14 protein-coding genes and 1 tRNA gene are annotated in these 18,137 nt (G+C 77.3%); 9 read left to right on the plus strand and 6 right to left on the minus strand.

Going from position 1 to position 18,137, the window contains the following annotated elements:
- The 3 genes from selB to AB0B41_RS38620 all read right to left on the minus strand — a co-directional run.
- Positions 1-1,489 (minus strand): selenocysteine-specific translation elongation factor (gene selB / locus AB0B41_RS38610; protein WP_358211990.1); only part of this gene is annotated, 1,489 nt, incomplete at its 3' end.
- Position 1,490: 1 nt separating this feature from the next.
- A complete protein-coding gene (selA, locus tag AB0B41_RS38615) occupies positions 1,491-2,849 on the minus strand; it encodes an L-seryl-tRNA(Sec) selenium transferase (protein ID WP_358211991.1) in 1,359 nt (452 codons plus the stop codon).
- Between the two features lie 21 nt (positions 2,850-2,870).
- A complete protein-coding gene (locus AB0B41_RS38620; RefSeq protein ID WP_358211992.1) occupies positions 2,871-3,908 on the minus strand; it encodes a hypothetical protein in 1,038 nt (345 codons plus the stop codon).
- 104 nt (positions 3,909-4,012) lie between these two features.
- Between AB0B41_RS38620 and selD the strand changes: the two genes are divergently transcribed.
- Positions 4,013-5,056, plus strand: coding sequence for a selenide, water dikinase SelD (selD, locus tag AB0B41_RS38625; RefSeq protein ID WP_358211993.1), 1,044 nt, complete (start codon positions 4,013-4,015; stop codon positions 5,054-5,056).
- Between the two features lie 5 nt (positions 5,057-5,061).
- On the opposite strand, the gene AB0B41_RS38630 is transcribed toward selD, so the two are convergent.
- A tRNA-Sec gene (locus AB0B41_RS38630) sits at positions 5,062-5,157 on the minus strand.
- A 10-nt stretch (positions 5,158-5,167) separates the two neighbouring features.
- Positions 5,168-5,557, minus strand: a complete 390-nt coding sequence (locus AB0B41_RS38635) for an STAS domain-containing protein (protein WP_358211994.1) — start codon at positions 5,555-5,557, stop codon at positions 5,168-5,170.
- Between the two features lie 209 nt (positions 5,558-5,766).
- Here AB0B41_RS38635 and AB0B41_RS38640 point away from each other — a divergent pair, with 209 nt between their 5' ends.
- The 7 genes from AB0B41_RS38640 to AB0B41_RS38670 all read left to right on the plus strand — a co-directional run bounded on the left by AB0B41_RS38640 (position 5,767) and on the right by AB0B41_RS38670 (position 15,480).
- Positions 5,767-6,051 carry a DUF2795 domain-containing protein gene (locus AB0B41_RS38640; RefSeq protein WP_358211995.1) on the plus strand — a complete coding sequence of 95 codons (285 nt, stop codon included), beginning with the start codon at positions 5,767-5,769 and terminating at the stop codon, positions 6,049-6,051.
- A 59-nt stretch (positions 6,052-6,110) separates the two neighbouring features.
- On the plus strand, positions 6,111-6,797 hold the full coding sequence (locus tag AB0B41_RS38645) for an alpha/beta hydrolase (protein WP_358211996.1): 687 nt from the start codon (positions 6,111-6,113) through the stop codon (positions 6,795-6,797).
- Between the two features lie 527 nt (positions 6,798-7,324).
- Complete coding sequence (locus AB0B41_RS38650) at positions 7,325-8,074, plus strand: alternative oxidase (protein WP_358211997.1); 750 nt, start codon at positions 7,325-7,327, stop codon at positions 8,072-8,074.
- Positions 8,075-8,231: 157 nt separating this feature from the next.
- Positions 8,232-9,005 carry an ABC transporter ATP-binding protein gene (locus AB0B41_RS38655; protein ID WP_358211998.1) on the plus strand — a complete coding sequence of 258 codons (774 nt, stop codon included), beginning with the start codon at positions 8,232-8,234 and terminating at the stop codon, positions 9,003-9,005.
- Positions 9,002-10,717 carry a sensor histidine kinase gene (locus tag AB0B41_RS38660; protein ID WP_358211999.1) on the plus strand — a complete coding sequence of 572 codons (1,716 nt, stop codon included), beginning with the start codon at positions 9,002-9,004 and terminating at the stop codon, positions 10,715-10,717. Before AB0B41_RS38655 ends, AB0B41_RS38660 begins: the two co-directional genes overlap by 4 nt.
- Positions 10,718-10,720: 3 nt before the next feature.
- Positions 10,721-13,099 (plus strand): ABC transporter permease, encoded by a 2,379-nt coding sequence (locus AB0B41_RS38665; protein ID WP_358212000.1) that lies wholly within the window; start codon positions 10,721-10,723, stop codon positions 13,097-13,099.
- The gene (locus tag AB0B41_RS38670; protein ID WP_358212001.1) at positions 13,099-15,480 is read left to right on the plus strand and encodes an ABC transporter permease; all 2,382 of its coding nucleotides are present in this window, start codon (positions 13,099-13,101) and stop codon (positions 15,478-15,480) included. Before AB0B41_RS38665 ends, AB0B41_RS38670 begins: the two co-directional genes overlap by 1 nt.
- A gap of 150 nt (positions 15,481-15,630) precedes the next feature.
- On the opposite strand, the gene AB0B41_RS38675 is transcribed toward AB0B41_RS38670, so the two are convergent.
- Entirely contained in the window at positions 15,631-16,029 is a 399-nt protein-coding gene (locus AB0B41_RS38675) for a response regulator transcription factor (protein WP_358212002.1), read from the minus strand.
- Positions 16,030-16,269: 240 nt separating this feature from the next.
- On the opposite strand from AB0B41_RS38675, the gene AB0B41_RS38680 reads away from it, so the two are divergent.
- Positions 16,270-18,009: a trypsin-like peptidase domain-containing protein gene (locus AB0B41_RS38680; protein ID WP_358212003.1), complete on the plus strand. Its 1,740-nt coding sequence runs from the start codon at positions 16,270-16,272 to the stop codon at positions 18,007-18,009.
- The last annotated feature ends 128 nt before the right edge of the window (positions 18,010-18,137 follow it).

The raw sequence follows: 18,137 nt of genomic DNA on the forward strand, positions 1-18,137 counted from the left end.
TCGCGTAGAGCGCCTTGGTGCTGCCGTGGTCCGACGCGCCGACGAGCGCGCCGTGGTCGCGCAGCACGAGCGGGACCCCGCCGGCGCCCTCCGGCCCCGACGCGGCGGCCAGGACCGCGGGCAGCAGCGCGGCGTCGGGCAGGTCGGCGGCGCGCCGGGCGGCCTCGGTCGTGAGCCCCGGGTCGAGCGGTTCGGCGGCGTCGTGGGCCTCGACGGCGGCGGCGAGGGCGGCGACGGCCCGGGCGGCGCGCGCGGGGTCGACCAGCCAGCCGTGGGCCGCGGGCACGCGGAGATCCGCGACCTCCGCGGGCGGCACGCCCATCGCGACCAGGTCCGCGGCCCGCACGACGCCGCGCCGGGCCACCTCCCCGGCCGCGGTGCCGAACCCGGGATCGACGAGCTCGTCCGCCCGGCGCCGGGCGGCGCCACGCCGGGCCAGGACGGGCGGCCGGACGTCCAGGACCACCGCCCCGGCGAGGACCGCGCGCCGGCCGGGATCGCGCAGCACCGCCCGGTCGCCGATGCGCAGCGGCAGCGGGTGCTCCAGCCGCAGCCGGGCGTGGTTCGGGCCGAGCGGGCGCACCCGGATGCCGGTCGCGGCTGCGCCCGTGTGCAGCATCAGGGTCCCGGGCAGCTCGACGGGCGCGTCGGGATCCACCCCGCGGCCCGGCGCCCGCAACCGGACGTCGACGTCGGTCGCGGTGAGCCATGCGCCCGGGGTGAGCAGAGCGTCGCCACGACGCACGGCCTCCTTCGGCAGCCCGCGCAGGTTCACCGCCACCCGTGCGACGCCCGTGACCTCCTCACGCGGCTCGCCGAGGCTCTCCAGCCCCCGCACGCCGACCCGGCGGCCGCCGAGCTCCAGCTCGTCGCCCAGCCGGATCCGGCCCGCGCCCAGCGTGCCGGTCACGACCGTCCCGGCGCCGCGGATGGTGAAGGCGCGGTCCACCCAGAGCCGGACGTCGGCGGCGGGATCGGGCTCGGGCAGGTCCCCGACCAGCGCGTCGAGCGCGGCGCGGAGCTCGGGGATGCCCTCGCCGCGCGGTGCGCACACCGGGACGACCGGCAGCTCGCCGAGCGACGAGCGCGCCAGCGCCGCCAGGGCGTCCTCCCGGGCGGGCTCCGGGTCGAGCAGGTCGGAACGGGTGATCACGAGCAGGCCGCGCTCCACCCCGAGGGCGTCGAGCGCGTCGAGATGCTCGGCGGACTGGGGCATCCAGCCCTCGTCGGCCGCGACGACGATCATGGCCGCGGGGACCGGCCCGGCCCCGGCCAGCATCGTCGTGACGAAGCGTTCGTGGCCGGGCACGTCGACGAAGGCCAGGTCGGTGCCCGAGTCGAGGCGCGTCCAGGCGAACCCGAGGTCGATGGTCAGGCCGCGGCGGCGCTCCTCCGCCAGCCGGTCGGGCTCCATCCCGGTCAGGGCGCGGACCAGGGTGGACTTGCCGTGGTCGACGTGCCCCGCCGTCGCGATCACGCGGGCGGGCACGTCAGCTCCCTGCGGTGGAGGTGGCGGCGGCCGAGACGGCGGCGGCGAGGGCCTCGTCGTCGTCCGGGTCGAGGGCACGCAGGTCCAGCAGGCAGCGTCCGCCCTCCAGCCGGCCCAGCACGGCCGGGTCGCCGGCGCGCAGGGCCGCGGCGAACCGCTCCGGCAGCGCGACGGCCGCGCTCGGCAGCGTGACGCCCGGGGCGCCCCCGCCGCCGACGGTCGAGACGGAGTCGACGGCCTCGGCGACCTCGCCCAGCCGCGCGGCCAGCCGCTCGGCGCGGCCTCGCAGCTCCTGGACCGGGGCGTCGAGCGCGGTCCGGACGGGGGTGCCCGGGCCGCGCAGGGTGGCCTCCAGCGCCGCGAGCGTGAGCTTGTCGACGCGCATCGCCCGGGCGAGCGGGAACCGGCGGATCTTCTCCACCAGCTCCGCACCCGCGCCCGCCCCGCCGAGGAGCAGGCCCGCCTGCGGTCCGCCGAGGAGCTTGTCGCCGGAGGCGGTGACCAGGGTGGCCCCGCGGGCGAGCATGCCGGCGGCGTCGGGCTCGTCGGGCAGCAGCGGATGCGGGGTGAGCAGCCCGGAGCCGATGTCGGCGACCACCGGCACCCCCAGCCCCGCCAGTTCCTCCGGGCCGACCGCGCTGGTGAAGCCGCTGATCGTGAAGTTCGAGGGGTGCACCTTGAGCACGAACCCGGTGTCCGGGCCGATCGCGCGCTCGTAGTCGGCGAGGTGGGTGCGGTTGGTGGTGCCGACCTCGCGCAGCCGCGCGCCGGTCGACTCGAGCAGGTCGGGGATGCGGAAGCCGTCGCCGATCTCGACGAGCTCGCCGCGCGACACCACGATCTCCTTCCCGGCCGCGAGGGTCGCCGCGACGAGCGCGAGCGCGGCCGCGCCGTTGTTCGCGACGTGCGCCGCGGCGGCCCCGGGGACGGCCGCGAGCAGGGCGTCGATCACCCCGGCGCCGCGGCGGCCGCGGGTGCCGGTGGTCAGGTCCAGCTCGACGTCGCAGGTGCCGGCGGCGACCGCGAGGGCCTCCCGGGCGGCGGCGGAGAGCGGGGCGCGGCCGAGGTTGGTGTGCAGCAGCACGCCCGTCGCGTTGAGCACGGGACGCAGCCGGGTCGCGGTGCGCGGGAGGGCGGCGAGTGCGGCGTCGACGACCTCGGCGGGCGGGATGGCGCCCGCGCGGGCCTGCTGCTGCGCGCCGACGACCGCGCGCTTCACCAGCGCGCGGCCCAGCCGGTGCACCGCCTCCGCCAGGCGCGGGTCGGCGAGCACCGCGTCCGTGCGCGGTACGGCGCGGCGCGGGTCGGGTGCGTCCGCGGGCGGGGGAGCGGTCGTGCCGCGGACCGGGGCGTCCGTCATGGGAAGAGCATGCCGTGCCCGTCAGCCGGAGCGCAGGGCGTGTCTGCTCTCCGTCGCCTGTTCGCGGCGCTGCTCCGGGACGCGGACGGAGCCGCGGTCGGCGGGGCGGGCCGCCTCGGCCTCGAACAGGTCCGCCGTGCCGGGGGTGGGGGTCCACACCGCGGGAGCCGGGTCGTCGGACGGCTCCCCGGTGGCGGGCTCCGCCTCGGCGGTGGGCTCGGCCTGTCCGGTGACGGGCTCGGGCTGCTCGACGACGGTCTCGGCGCGGTCGGCGACGGCGGGCGAGTTGGCCCCGGCCGGCTCCGCGACCTCCGCGACCTCCGCGACCTCCGCGACCTCCGCGACCTCCTTGGCCTCCTCGGCCTCCTCGGCCTCCGCGGCCTCCTCGGCCCCCTCGGATTCCGCCTCGGCGACGAGGCCGGATCCGTCGACGCGGGCCGGTTCCTCGGCGTTGGCGATATCGGCGGTGACCTCGGGCGCGAGCGCCGCGTCGAGCCCGCGCAGCTCGGCGCCGAGCGCGGCGTGCACCCGGGCCAGCTCGTTGCGCAGCGCGGCGCGCAGGCCGGCGAGCTCGTGCATCCGCTCGACGTGCTCGGCCACCTGGGCCGCCAGCGCGGCGCGCTCCGCGACCACGGCCGCCCACTCGGCCTCCGCCTCGGCGCGGGCCTGGCCCGCTGCGGTGTGGGCACGTTCCATGAGGTCGGCCGCCTCGCGCGTGGCGGCGGCGCGGATCTCGGCGGCGTCGCGCTCCGCGGCGGCCCGGATGTCGGAGGCTTCGCGCTCGGCGAGCCGCAGGACCTTCTCCGCGCGGAACCCGAAGCTCTGCGGAACCGTGGGCAGGCCCTCCGCGGGCGTGCCGGCCCGCAGGGTCCGCAGCTCCTCCGCAAGGCCCGCGGCGTGCTGCTCGGCCATGCGGCGCGCGTTCTCGGCGGCCTGGGCGCGCCGCTCCAGCTCGCGGATCAGCGCGTCGACCTGGTCGCGGGCATAGCCGCGGCGCACGACCTCGAACGCGCCGGACCGGCTGACCGGGTCGGCGTCACGCTCCGGAACGGATGTCACGCCTCCAGAGTGTGACTCCCGTGGCGGACGATCTCCCTGCGGGGTCGGTCGGGGTCGGTCAGTGGGAGCCCGCGTGCGACGGGCGGACGGGATACGGTCGAAGGATGACGGCGGGTTCGACCGAGCAGACGCGCAGGCTCACCCAGTTCAGCCACGGTGCGGGCTGCGGGTGCAAGATCGGGCCCGGCCGGCTCGCCGAGGTCCTCGCGGGCGTGACCCCGCCCAGTCACCCCGATCTGCTCGTCGGCACCGAGACGGGTGACGACGCCGCCGTCTGGCGCCTCGACGCCGACCGCGCGCTCGTGGCGACCACGGACTTCTTCACCCCGGTCGTCGACGACCCGCGCACCTGGGGCCGGATCGCCGCCACCAACGCCGTGTCCGACGTCTACGCGATGGGTGGCCGCCCGCTCTTCGCCCTGAGCATCGTGGCCTGGCCGTCGGAGACGCTGCCGCCGGAGATGCTGGCCGAGGTGCTGGAGGGCGGCGCCGACGCCGGCCGGGAGTGCGGGTTCGCCGTGGTCGGTGGGCACTCGATCGACGACCCGGAGCCCAAGTACGGGCTGGCCGTGGTCGGCGAGCTGCACCCGGACCGGATCCTCACCAACACCGGCCTGCGCCCCGGGGACGCGCTGGTGCTCACCAAGCCCCTCGGCGTCGGCATCGCCACCACGGCGGTCAAGGCGGGCACCGCGGGGGAGGACCTGCTCGCCCGCGCGGTCGCCTCGATGTGCACGCCCAACGCCGCCGCCTCGGCTGCCGCGCTCGCCGCCGGGGCGACCGGCTGCACGGACGTCACCGGGTTCGGCCTGCTGGGCCACCTGCGCAAGATGGCGGCCGCCTCCGGGGTCGACGCCGAGGTCGTCGTCGGCGACGTGCCGATGCTGCCGGGCGTGCGGGAACTCGCCGAGGCCGGCACGGTCCCGGGCGGCACGCGGCGCAACCGGGACTGGGTCGCCGAGGTGCTCGACCTGGCGCCCGGCGTCACGGAGACGGACGTGCTGCTGCTCGCCGACGCCCAGACCTCGGGCGGGCTGCTGTTCGGCGCCGACCCGGAGCGGGCGGCGGCCGCAGTGGCGGAGCTGCCCGGCGCCGCCGTCGTCGGACGGGTGCGCGAGGGGACCGGCAGGATCCGGATCAGCCGGTGAGGGCTTGGCGGAGGCGGACGGGAATCGAACCCGCCTGACCGAGGTGCTCGGCCACGTCGGTGTTGAAGACCGCGGGGGCCACCAGGCGCCCAGACGCCTCCCTGGCGGGGCTCAGCCGGTGGGGCGCAGCGCGTCCGACACGCCGTCCGCCACGTCGAACAGCGCCAGCAGCCCGGTCGCCTCGAGCGCCCGGGTCACGATCCGCGACCCGCACACCAGCCGCAGCGTGTGACCGCGCCGCTCCACCGCGTCCTTCGCCGCCACGAGCACGGCCAGCCCGGCGGACCCCAGGAAGGTCACCCCGGACAGGTCGAGGACGACCAGCGGGGCCTCGGGCAGCCGGGCGTCGAGCTCGGTGCGCAGCAGGGGTGCGGTCAACGTGTCGATCTCGCCGCGGACGTGCGCGACCAGGGACGCGCCGTCACCCTCACCGGCCCGTTCGAAGTGGACGACGTCCTCGATCTCGACGCCACCCTCGTCGGCGGGGGTCTCACTGCTCATTACGCACCGTGCTCCTCGACTTCCGCGGACGCGTGCTGCGGACTGTCGCCTCAACCGCCCACCAACCCTACGGGGGCGCGCCGGGGCCGCACAACAGACGCCCCCTCGGGCGGGTCGCAGGACGACCGTGTTTGAGAAGTGTGATGTGGGGCACTCTCTCGCGACGCGCCCCGGTGCCCCTCGCGGAGCGCGCCGACCAGGAGGAACCCGTGTACCGACGGACGTCCCGCGCCGACCTGGCGCGTATCGGCCAGGTGCTGGCCGGACTGACCTACCCCGCGGCGAAGTGGCAGATCGTGACGCAAGCCGACCACTACGGGGCGGACTCGCTGACCACCGCCCAGCTGTGGTCGTTGCCGGTGGGGACCTACCCCGACCTGGCCGCCGTCGGGGTGGCCCTCGGGCTGCTCCCCGACCCCCGCCCGGGCTACCGGCAGCAGCCCCGGGTCCAGGCCGCGGCCGTCGACCAGCCCCGCCGGGACGTCGACGCCTGATCCCCGACGCCGCCTTTCGGCGGTTGTCGTCACAAGTGACGGGGACCACTCTCGGTCCCATGGCGACCTATGTCCTCGTCCACGGCGGCTTCGTCGGCGGCTGGTACTGGGACGAGGTCCGTCCCCGGCTGGAGAAGGCCGGGCACACGGTCGACGTCGTTCCCCAGCTGCCGAGCTCCGGGCCGGACCCCGCGGCCCGTGGCGACCTCGCCGGCGACGTCGAGGTGGTCCGGCAGCACGTGGAGTCGGCCGACGAGCCGGTGGTGCTCGTCGGGCACTCCTACAGCGGCATGATCCTCACCGAGCTCGCCGACCATCCCGACGTGGCGCACGGTGTGTACATCGCCGCGGCCTGGCCGGCGCGCGGGGCGTCCCTGCTCGACATGCTGGGCACCCTGCCGCCCCTGGCCTGGGTCGAGCCCGGCGAGGACGGGACGCTCCAGCCCGTCGACGACGTCGGCCTCCTCCACGAGTGGCTGTGCGCCGACGTCGACCGGGAGCGGGCCGAGTCGCTGTTGCGGAGGGCGCGCCCCCAGTCGATCGCCAGCTTCGCCACGCCCAGCTCGGCGCCGGAGCGGATGCATCCGGTGACCTACGTGATCTGCGAGGACGACGCGACCCTGCCGATCGAGGCCCAGGAGGCGATGGCCGCGGCCGCCGACCACGTCGAGCGGCTGCCCTCGTCGCACGCACCGATGTTCTCGATGCCCGGCCGGCTCGCGGAGGTGCTGGGCCGGATCCGCTGACCGGGCGCAGCCGCGCTGCGGCGGGCCGACGCACCGGCGGTGGTGCTGGCCCCACCGGGCCGAGGTGTGGGTGCCGCGTGCGGTCGACCGGGCAGCACGGTCGTCCCGCGCGGCGGGCGACGACAGGGTTTCCCCGACCGCCCGGACTCCCCGCCGGGCCGACCCGGAGGAGCCGCATGCGCCCCGCCCCGATCCCCGCCGGCCTCGACCACGGGATCCCCGTGCAGATCGGGAGCGTGCCCGCCCCGCGCCGCCCCGCGCCCGCCCCGCCCCGACCCCCGGTTGCCCTGCCGCCCGTCGCCGGTCCGCCCCGTCCCGCCACCGGCACCCCGCCCCGCCCGGCCCCGGGGATGCCGCCCCGTCCCGCGCCGGGGCCGTCGTCCAGGCCACTCCACTCCGGCCCGTCCCGCCCCGGGCACCCGTCCCGCCCCGGGAACCCTCCCCGTCCCGGGCACCCGCACCACGCCCTCCGCCGCCCCGGCCCGGGCCAGCCCCTCTCGCGCCACCCCGGACCGCGGACGCCGGCCGTGCATGATCCGCGTCCGGGCAGCGGAAGCGTCGAGATCCGACCGCTCTCCTCCCCGGACGCGGATCACTCGCGTCCGTTCACCGCCGCGGCCACCCCGCGCCTCGGCCGGCGCGCTCTGCGCCGCGAGCAGCTCGCCACCATGGCCGCCCCCCGCCGCCACTACTCGCTCCTCGCGCGGCTGCTGTTCGTGACCATGGACCTGCTGTACGGCCGGCGCCGGACGCTGGAGAAGTTCCAGGTGCTCGAGATCGTGGCGCGGATCCCGTACCAGATCTGGGAGAACGCGGCCTACCGGCTGCTCACCCGCCGGCACCGCGACGGCGCCCTCGCCCGCCGCATCCACGAGCGGATCGAGGAGAACCGGGAGCAGCAGGACAACGAGCAGTGGCACCTGTTGATCGTCGGCGAGCTCGTCCGGGCGTCCGGCCGGAAGTCGGGCCGGCTGCGCTTCCGGGCGCTCCCGCTGCTGCTCGCGCTGTCCTACTACCACGTGGCCTGGCTGATGTTCGTGCTCGCGCCGCGCTGGAGCTACCGGCTGAACGCCGACTTCGAGGACCACGCCGAGCACGAGTACGCCGAGTACGTCGCCGAGCACCCGGAGCTGGAGACGGTGCCGCACCGCTCCGCCTTCGCCGACCGCTACGGCGCGCACGCCACCGTCGCCGACCTGCTCCGTCAGATCGGGCACGACGAGCGGATGCACAAGGAGGAGTCGGAGCGCTACCTCGCCGAGGGCCGCCTGACGTGATTCGCCGGGGGTGATCCACGGGTAGGCGTAACGCGGGCGCCCGGCGCGGCGACGACAGGCCGGGGGTGGTGCCAGTACCACCCTCCTCCGGCGTGTCAGCCGGTCTCTTCGCCGCGGACCCTCCCGGCGCGGACCCGGCCCTCCCTAGGGTGAGCAGGTGTCACAGCAGATCGAGTCCGCCGCCGGTGCACCCGGCTGCACAACACCGGGCCCCGCCCTGGTCGTCCGCGGTCTGCGCAAGACCTACGAGGCCGGCACGGCCCCCGTGCGCGCCCTGCGCGGTGTCGACCTCAGCGTGCGCGCCGGCGAGTTCGTGGCGCTGATGGGTCCGTCGGGTTGCGGCAAGTCCACGTTGCTGCACCTGCTCGCCGGCCTCGACCGCCCCGACGAGGGCACGATCGCCCTCGACGGCACCCGCATCGAGGAGCTCGGCGCCCAGCGGCTGGCCCGGCTGCGCCGCCGCAGCGTCGGCCTGGTCTTCCAGTTCTTCCACCTCATCGAGCACATGTCGGCGCTGGAGAACGTCTCGCTCGCCGCGCTCGTCGCCGGCGCCAAGCCCGCCGAGGCCACCGCCCGGGCCCGCGACCTGCTCGACCAGCTCGGCCTGCTCGACAAGGCGCGCGAGCTGCCCGCCGCGCTCTCCGGCGGCCAGCGCCAGCGGGTCGCGATCGCCCGCGCGCTCGCGAACCGCCCCACGCTCCTGCTGGCCGACGAGCCGACCGGCGCCCTGGACTCGGACGGCGCCGCCGAGGTCCTCGACCTCTTCCAGCGCCTGCACGCCCAGGGCCAGACGATCCTCATGGTCACGCACAGCCGCGAGGTTGCCGAGGGCGCGCAGCGGCTGGTCCGCATGCGCGACGGCCGCATCCTGGCCGACGGCGAGCCGTCCGGCCCGGTCGAGGTGCCCGCGGGGCTGCGGGTGTCCCGGTGAGCGACCGCACGCCGCTCCCGGCCGGCGCCGGGTTCCGCAGCCACCGCCGCGTCGGGATCGGCACGGGCCGGCGCGCCCGCAGCTCCCTGCTGCTGTCCGGGCTCATCGGCGCGGCGGGGGTGATCGCGCCCGGCGTCGTCGTCGGGCTGCTGGGCGGCGGTCCGGCCTGGTGGGTCACCGGGGCCATCGCCGGGGTCGTGCTCGCGGTCGGGATCGCGCTGATGTTCAGCGCCGCCGCCCGGCGCGCCAGCACCGCGGTGCTGGTGGGCGCGTCGGAGTTCGGCGGCCTGTCCGTGGCGGTCTGCTCCGGTCTGCTCGTCGTGCTGCTGGTGTTCGGGCGGATCCCGCTCGGGGCCGAGCGCGCGCTACTGAATCCGGCGCTGGTGGGGATGCTCGTCGTCGCGGTGGTGGCGGGCCCGCTCGGCCGCCGGGCCGCGCGCACCACCCGCGCCGCGCTGCAGGGCGTCCGTCGCTCGCCCGACGAGCTGCTCGCCGACTTCGCCGAGCGCGCCGGCCGCGGCACCCCGGTCGACGACCTGCTCCGCCAGCTCGCCGAGACCATGCGGCAGGACTGGCGGCTGTCGCGCGTGCAGATCTGGGCCGACCGCGGTGACGCGCCCCGGAACCTGGCGCGCAGCCTCGTCGTCCCGCAGCCGGTCGAGCCGGGGCCGGAGCCGCTGCCGCTCGACGCCGACGAGCTCGCCACGCTGCAGCGCGCCGGGGTCGCCGGGCCGGGCTGGCTGGAGCTCTGGCTCCCGCACCTGGTCGAGGAGGACGGGCCGGCCCGCCGCGGGCAGCTGCGGCTCGCACCCGCGGTGCACGGCGGCGAGGTGCTCGCCCTCGTGGTGATCGAGCGCGACGCCGACGCCGACACCTTCGGCGAGGCGGACGAGCGGGCGCTCGCCGAGGTCGTCCGGCGGCTGGCGATCGTGCTGCGCAACCGCGCGCTCGACGAGGCCCTCCAGGCGACCCTGGCCGACCTGCGCCGCACCAACGCCGACCTGCAGGCCTCCCGCACCCGCCTCGTCGCGGCCGCGGACGCCGAGCGCCGCCGCATCGAGCGCGACCTCCACGACGGCGCGCAGCAGCACCTGGTCGCCCTCGCCGTGGGGCTGCGGCTCGTCCGTGACACCCTGACCTCGCCCGACGACCCCAACGCCGAGCTGCTCGACGAGCTCGACCGCGGCGTCCGCGACTCCATCCAGGCGCTGCGGGACCTGGCCCACGGCATCTACCCGCCGCTGCTGCGCGACGCCGGCCTCGGGGACGCGCTGCGGGCCGCGGCCAAGCGCAGCCCGCTGACCGTCGAGGTGCACGCGGACCGCATCGGGCGGATGCCGGAGCAGGCCGAGGCCGCCGTGTACTTCTGCTGCCTCGAGGCGCTGCAGAACGCGGGCAAGCACGCTCCCGGCGCGCACGTCACGATCACGCTGAAGGTGGAGGCCGGCGCCGACGGCGACGAGCTCACCGTGGTCGTCGCCGACGACGGGCCGGGCTTCGACCCGGCCCGGGTCGCCGGCGGCGGCGGCCTGCAGAACATGGCGGACCGGCTCGGTGCGATCGGCGGCACCGTCGAGCTCGTGTCGGCGCCGGGCGACGGCACGATGCTCACCGGGCGCATCCCGGTCCCGGCGGCGGGGGCGGACGACGCGCCGGCTTCTCGACCACCGGTCCCGGCGGTCGCGTCGCGCCCCGCCCCCGTGGCGGGCTGAGCCGTGCCCGCGCGCGCGGCCGACGCGCCGGGCCAGCGGGGCGCGGTCCGGCTCGTCGCCCGCGCCGAGCTGCGGGAACGGCGCTGGAGCCTGCTCGCCCTCGGCGTGGTGCTGGGCCTGGTCGGCGGCGTGGTGCTGGGAGCGGTCGCGGTCGGGGAGCGCACCGCCACCGCCTACCCCCGGCTCGTCGAGGCCGTGCACCTCGACGACGCCCGGCTGATCGTCCCTGCCGACCGGCCCGCGCTGATCGAGGCCCTGCCGACCCTGCCCGGCGTCGCCGACGCGTGGCTCACCGAGGCGTGGGTGGCCCAGGTCGGCGGCCCGCAGGTGCAGTTCATGTCGCTGGCCGCGGGCACCGCCCCGCACCCCGAGCTGGTCACCCCGGTGATCGTCGACGGGCGCGCGGTCGACCCCGCCACCGCGGACGAGGTGGTGATCTCCGAGCGCGTGGCCGAGCACGGCATGGGCGTCGGCACGGTCCTGCCGCTGCGGATGCTGACCCTCGAGGACATGGCGCAGTTCGCCGTCGGGTTCACCCCGCACGGCCCGGTGGCCACGGTGCGCGTCGTCGGCGTCGCCCGGATGCCGGGGTGGGGGCAGGCCCTGCCCGACGTCCTCGCGGGGCCCGGGTTCGCGCGGGCGCTGGCCGGGACCGGGATCGGCCACTCCGCCTACGTCCGGCTCGACCCGACGCCGGACGCCGCCGCCCGCTTCGACGAGGCCGTCGCCGAGCTGTCGGCCGCGCAGCCGTCGATCGTCGGCGACTACCTGACGCCCGGGGCGGAGCACCCGCGCTCGCCCGACCCCGCGGTGCACGCGGCCGAGCGGGCGCTGCTCATCGGCGTCGGGCTGTTCGCCCTGGTCGTGGGCCTGGGCGCGGTGCAGGTCGTCGGACTCGGGCTGCTGCGGACCGCGGGCACGGCCCGCGCGGCCCGGTCGATCGAGTCCGCCCTCGGCATGACGGCGGCGCAGAGCGTGGGCGCCCGGGTCGCCGCCGCCGTCCCCGCGGCGGCGGTGGCGGGCCTGCTCGGCGCCGGGGTCGTGGTGGCCGCCGGCGGGCTCGCGCCGCTCGGCAGCCAGGCCCGCTTCGAGCCGGAGCCGGGCTTCCGGCCGCAGTGGGCGCTCGCGCTGGCCGGCGGTGCCGCGCTCGCGGCGCTGTTCCTGCTGGTCACGGCGGTTGCGGCCGCGTTCGCCTGGCGCCGCCGTGCGCTGGCCGTCCCCGAGCCGGCCGCGCCCCGGCCGGGCTCGCTCGCCGCCGCCGTCGGCGGATCGCTGTGCCGGTGGCCGACCCTGCTGCTCGGCAGCAGGCTCGCCCAGGCGGGCACCCGGCGTGGCGTCCCACCGGTGGTCACGGTCCTCGCCGCGACCGCCGCGGTCGCCGGGATCGTCGCCACGGTGACGGTCGGGGCGAGCCTCGACCGGCTCGTCGCGACCCCGGAGCGGTGGGCGGGCGGCGCCGACATCACGATCGCCGACAGCCGGGAACCCGACGTCCTCGCCCTCGTCGAGGACCCGCGGGTCGCGGCGCTGGCGATCACCGACACCTCGTACGCCCGGCTCGCCTCCGGCGACCCGCTCGGCATCGTCAGCATCACGGCCCGCAAGGGCGCCCCACCCGTCGAGCTGGTGTCCGGGCGGCTGCCGGCCGCGCCGGACGAGGTCGCCGTCAACCCCCGCGTGGCCGCCGAGCGCGGGCTGTCCGCGGGGGAGCGGATCGACACGCTGGCGACGGACGGTGCCCCGCACCCGATGACCGTCGTCGGGATCGCGGTGGTACCTAACGAGAATCACGGCCCGCTCGGCCAGGACCTCCTCGCCACCGGCGACGGGCTGCTCGCGGTGAGTCCCGAACGCAACTTCCCGCTGCTCACCACGCACGTCTACGCCCGGCCCGGCACGGCCGGCGCGCTCGCCGCCGAGCTGGGCGGCCGGCTCGAGCTGGCCCCGCCGACCGTGCCCGAGGCGATCCGCAACCTCGGCGACCTCGGCCGGCTGCCGGACGTGCTCGCGGTGGTGCTCGCCGTCGTCGCCGGGACGGGGCTGGCGCACTCGCTGCTGGTCGGCGCCCGGCGGCTGGCGCGCGAGATGGCGGTGTTCTCCGTGCTCGGGGCCACCCCGGGCCAGGTGCGGACCACGCTCGGCGTGCTGGCCGCGTCGACCGCGGTGCCGGCCGTGCTGCTGGGCGTGCCGGTCGGGCTCGGCGTGGCCCGGCTGTTCTGGTGGCAGGTGGCCTCGACGATCGGGGTCGGCGGCGACATCGACGTGCCGGCCGGGCCGATCGCGCTGCTCATCGCGGCGGTGCCGCTGGGGGCCGCCCTGGTCGCGGCGGTCCCGGCGCTGCGGGCCCGTACCCCCGCGGTCTCCCCGTTGGCGGCCCTCTGATGAGCGCGGCGGGCTGGCACGGGATGGGGGCGGTCGCCCGGGCGGAGCTCCGCTCGGGGTTCCGCGCGCTGCTCGTCCTCGGCCTGATCGCGGGGGTGGTCGGCGGGCTCCTGCTCGGCGCCGCCGTGGTCGCGGACCGCACGGGCAGCGCCTATCCGCGGCTCGTCGAGCGCACCGGGCTCGACGACGCCCGCGCCTACCTCCCCGCCGACCTCCCCGAGGTCACGGCCGGGTTCGCCGGGCTGCCCGGCGTCGAGGAGAGCTGGACCGCCTACGCCTGGATCGCGCAGATCGCCGGGCCCACCCTGCAGTACACCTCGGTGATCGCCGGCCCCGAGCGGCCGGACGACCTGGTCACGCCGGTGATCGTCGCCGGCCGCGCGCCGCGCGTGGAGGCGGCCGACGAGCTGCTCGTCGGCGAGCCCCTCGCCGCCGCGGCCGGGCTGCGGGTGGGCGACCGGATCACGCTGAAGATGCTGACCCTGCGCCAGGTCGCGCGGTTCGACGTCGGGTTCGGCGAGCCGGAGGGCGCCACCCGGCGGATGACGGTGGTCGGCATCGGGCGGATGCCGTCGTGGACCGGCCCGATCGGCGACTCCATGTCCACCCCCGCGTTCGCGGCGCAGAACGCCGGTGCCGCGGGCGGGCGCTCGGGTTTCGCACGGCTCGCCTACACCGGCGACGCCGCGGCCGACGCCGCGCTGCGGGACCGGTTCGTCGCCTCCCTCGCCCGCAGCTACGAGGGCCAGCCGCGGCCGTTGATCGTCGGCAACTACGTCCCCGAGGTCCCGGTCTTCCCGACCATGGACGCCGATCCCGCGGTCGCCGCGGCCGAACGCGTGCTCGGCATCGGGCTGTGGGGGTTCGCACTGGTCGTGGCGGTGGGCGGGTGCGTCGTCGTCGGGCAGGGGCTGGTGCGCCACCACGCCCGCGGCGCCGTCGACCAGCGGGTGGAGAACGCCCTGGGCATGACGACGGCCGAGCGCATCGGGGCCCGGGTGCTCGCCGCCGGCGTGGGCGCGGGCGCGGCGGCGGTCGTCGCCGCCGGGATGACACTGGCCGCCGGGGCCATCGAGCCCATCGGCAGCCAGGCCCGCTTCGAGCCCGACACCGGCTTCCGGCCCGTCTGGGGCACGGTCGCCGGCGGCGGCGCGGTCGTGCTGCTCTGCTTCCTCGCCCTCGCGGCCGGCAGCGCGGCGCTGGCCGGGCGGGCCGCCGTCGCCCGGCCGCCGGCCGGCCGCCACCGGCCGGCCCGCTGGGCGGTGCGCTGGCCGCCGCTGTTCGTGGGGCTGCGGCTCGCCCTGCGGGGCCGCACGGTGCCCGGGACCGTCGGCCTGCCCGCCGCGATCACCGCGACGGGGATCGCCGTGACGGTCGCCGGGATCGTCGCGTCGACCATGCTCGGCGCCAGCCTGCAGCGGCTCGTCGACACCCCCGCCCGGTACGGGTTCACCTCGGACCTCACGATCGCCGACGCCCGCGAGCCGGACATGGCCGCGCTGGCCGCCGACCCCCGCGTCGCCGGGCTGACCGAGGTCGAGACCGGGCGGGTGACGATCGACCCGGCCCGGTCCCGGCAGATCGACGCCTACGCCCACGTGCTGCGCAAGGGCGACATCCCGGTCTCGCTGGTCAGCGGCCGGATGCCGGCGGTGCCGGGGGAGGTGGCCGTCGGGGCGCGGGTGGCCGTCCGCGAGCAGCTCGGCCTCGGCGACCCCGTCGAGGTCACCTCGTCCGACGGGCGCACGGCCCGGCTCACCGTGACCGGCGTGGCCGTCCCGCAGCCCGAGCGCGGGGCGCCGCTCGGCGAGGGCCTGCTGATGACGCCGGACCAGCTGCGCGGGCTCTTCCGGCAGCCGCTGGCGTCGGCGCACGTCCTGGCCGCGCCCGGGCAGGCGGGTGCGCTCTACGCCGACCTCGCGCAACGCCTCGAGGTGCACCTGCCGGGCACGCCGCCGGAGATCGACACCCTCGCCGGCCTGCTCCGGCTGCCCGAGATCCTGGCGACGCTGCTCGCGGCCGTCGCCGTGGCGGGGTTGGTCCACACCCTGATCAGCGCGGTCCGCCGGCACACCCGGGACGCCGCGCTGCTGTCCGTGCTGGGCGCGACGCCGGGGCAGGTGCGCGCGGCGCTCGGGGTCCTGGCCGGCACGACCGTGCTGCCCGGCGTCGCGTTCGGCGTCCTGCTGGGGCTGGGTGGTGGCCGGCTGCTGTGGTGGCAGGTGGCGAGCCAGACGGGCGTGGCGCCCGACGTGGCGGTGCCGGTCTGGCCGATCGCGCTGATCATCCCCGCGGTGCTGGCCGGGTCGCTGGTGCTCGGCGCGGTGCCGGCGGTGCGGATGGCCCGGGAGCCGGTGGCGGCGTCGCTGCGCGCCGGATGAATCCCGGCCGCGGGGCGGATGCGCGGCTACGCCGCCGGGTTGGATGCGCGGCTACGCCGCCGGGTTGGATGCGCGGCTACGCCGCTGGGCTGGATGCGCGGCTACGCCGCCGGGTTGGATGCGCGGCTACGCCGCCGGCTGGATGCGCGGCTACGCCGCGGTGCTGATCCGGTTCCACAGGTCGAGCAGCACGGGGGCGCCGAGCTCCTCCTTGTGCAGGTAGCCCGCGATGCCGGGGCCGCCGGGGTCGATCCGCAGGTCCTCGAGGCGGTAGGTCGAGCACAGGACGGTCCGGGTGCCGGGCGCGGCCGCGGAGACCCGCGCGGCGGCCTCGGCGCCGTCGATGCCGGGCAGGTTGACGTCCATCAGCACGAGGTCCGGGTGCGTCTCGGCGGCGGCGTCGACGGCGGCCTCGCCGGTCTCCGCGACGCCCGCGATCTCCCACCCGGGCATCCGCCGGATGACCGTGGCGGCGGCGAACCGGAACGGCCGGTGGTCGTCCACCACCAGCACCCGCACCGGCGCCGTCGACGCCACTCGTTGCTCCATGCGGGACAGTGTGCCCCGCCTGCGTCCGGTCCGCCGAGGATGCGGCCCGGTGGCCGCGCGGGGTGTCCACCGCCTGGAGTGGAAGTGGTGCTGGCCCCACCCCTCTTCACGGGTTGAACCCCTCGTGACGGCGAGGCCTGCGGCGGGACAGTTCTCCTCGTCATCGACGGGCCGCGCAGTCGCCGGCTCCGGGCGAGTGGCCGACAGGCCCAGAGCCGCCACACCCGAGAGGACCACCCAATGACCGGCACCATCGCCCGAGCTGCCGCCGCAGTCGCCGTCGCGGCCTCGGTCACCCTCGCCACCGCGGGCACCGCGTTCGCCGCCGAGCCGGGCGCGCCGCCCGGCCCCGGGACGTCGCCCCAGCAGGCCACGCCCACCGAGAAGGCCGCCGCCGAGGTACGCCCGGCGATCGTCTACCTCACCGAGACCTTCACCGCCTACGTCGGCGACGGCACCGGCCTGTACTACAACAACGGCCAGCCGCTCACGCTCAACGCCACCTGCACCGGGTTCGGCGTGAACCCGCAGGGCTACATCGCCACCGCCGGCCACTGCGTCGACACCACCAGCCCCGACGGCGTCCGCGCGGACTTCATCGCGATGGTCGCGCAGGACCTCGCGGCCACGACGCCCGGCGTGACCGTGCAGGACGCCATGACCTACGGCATGGCGAACTGGACCGTGGAGGGCCAGGCCAAGGGCTCGCCGATCGACGCGCAGTACTCGGCCGTGATCGGCTCCGGCACCGGCAGCGGCACCAAGGGCGAGGTCGTGCCGGCCCGCCTCGTCGACTTCCGCCCGCCCAGCCAGGGCGACGTCGCGCTGCTGAAGATCGAGAGCTCGGACCTGCCGTCCGTGCAGCTCGGCACGGAGGCCGACACCGCCATCGGCACCCCGGTCCTGTCGATCGGCTACCCGGCCGCGGCCGACGCCGTCACCGACACGACCCTCGAGCCGTCCAACAAGGACGGTCAGATCAGCACCAAGCGCACCATGGGCAGCGTCCCGTACTACGAGACCTCCGCGTCCCTGTCGCCCGGCATGAGCGGCGGCCCGACCGTGGACATGGACGGCGACGTCCTGGGCATCAACAGCGCCCACCTGCCCAACGACCAGGCCTTCAACTTCATCGCCCCCGCGGGCGGGCTGAACGAGCTGCTGGCGCGCAACGGTGTGCAGAACCAGCTGGGCCCCAACGACACCCTCTACCGCGGCGCGCTCGCGAACTACTACGCCGGCCACTACACCGACGCGATCGCGGGCTTCGAGCGGCTGCTGCTCGTCGACCCGGACCACGGGCAGGCGCAGCAGTTCAAGACCGAGGCCGCCAAGGCCAAGGAGCGCTTCGGCGACACCCCGGTCGTCCCGGCCGCGCAGCAGAGCGACGACACCGTCCTGTGGGGCCTCGCCCCGTGGCTGTTCTGGACGATCGTCGGCGGCGCCGCCGCGCTGGTCGTCGGCGGGATCGCGCTGCTCGTGGCGATGCTCCGCCGGCGCAAGGGCCGCGGCGACGGCGTCGTGGCGGACATCCCGGCCCCGCGCGACCCGCGCTTCGACGGCTACGCGGACTGGACGCCGGGCGCACAGGCCCCGCGCATGCCGCAGGCGCCGTGGGGGAGCACGCCGATGCCCCCGCAGAACCGGCCGGCCCCGCAGGCTCCGGCGTGGCAGCAGCAGCCCCCGGCCGGCGTCTCCGACGGCCCGACGACGGTCGTCACCCCGGCCGACATCATGGCCTCGCAGCGTCCCGCCCCGGCCGCGCCGTTCGTGAACCCCGGGCCCGCCGGCCCGGTGAACCCGCCCGCCCCGCCGGCGCCGACGGCGTCGATGGCCCCGCCGGTGAACGGCTCGGGCGAGGAGCCCGCCGCGCCCACCGCGGTCGTCTCGATCCCGAAGGCCGGGAGCTGCACGAACTGCGGCTCGACCGTCACCCCCGGCGCGGTCTTCTGCGCCACCTGCGGGACCCGCCAGAGCTGACCCCCAGAGCTGACCCACAGCACCGACCCGAGGTCGGCGCGCACTTCACGGTCGACGGCACGCGGTTCGTGCTGGCCGGCGGTGGCCTCGTCGCCGCGGTCGTCGGCACCCTGGCCTACCGGCAGATG

This window comes from Pseudonocardia sp. NPDC049154 (genome assembly GCF_040648315.1).
In the GTDB taxonomy this organism is placed as follows: Bacteria; Actinomycetota; Actinomycetes; order Mycobacteriales; family Pseudonocardiaceae; genus Pseudonocardia.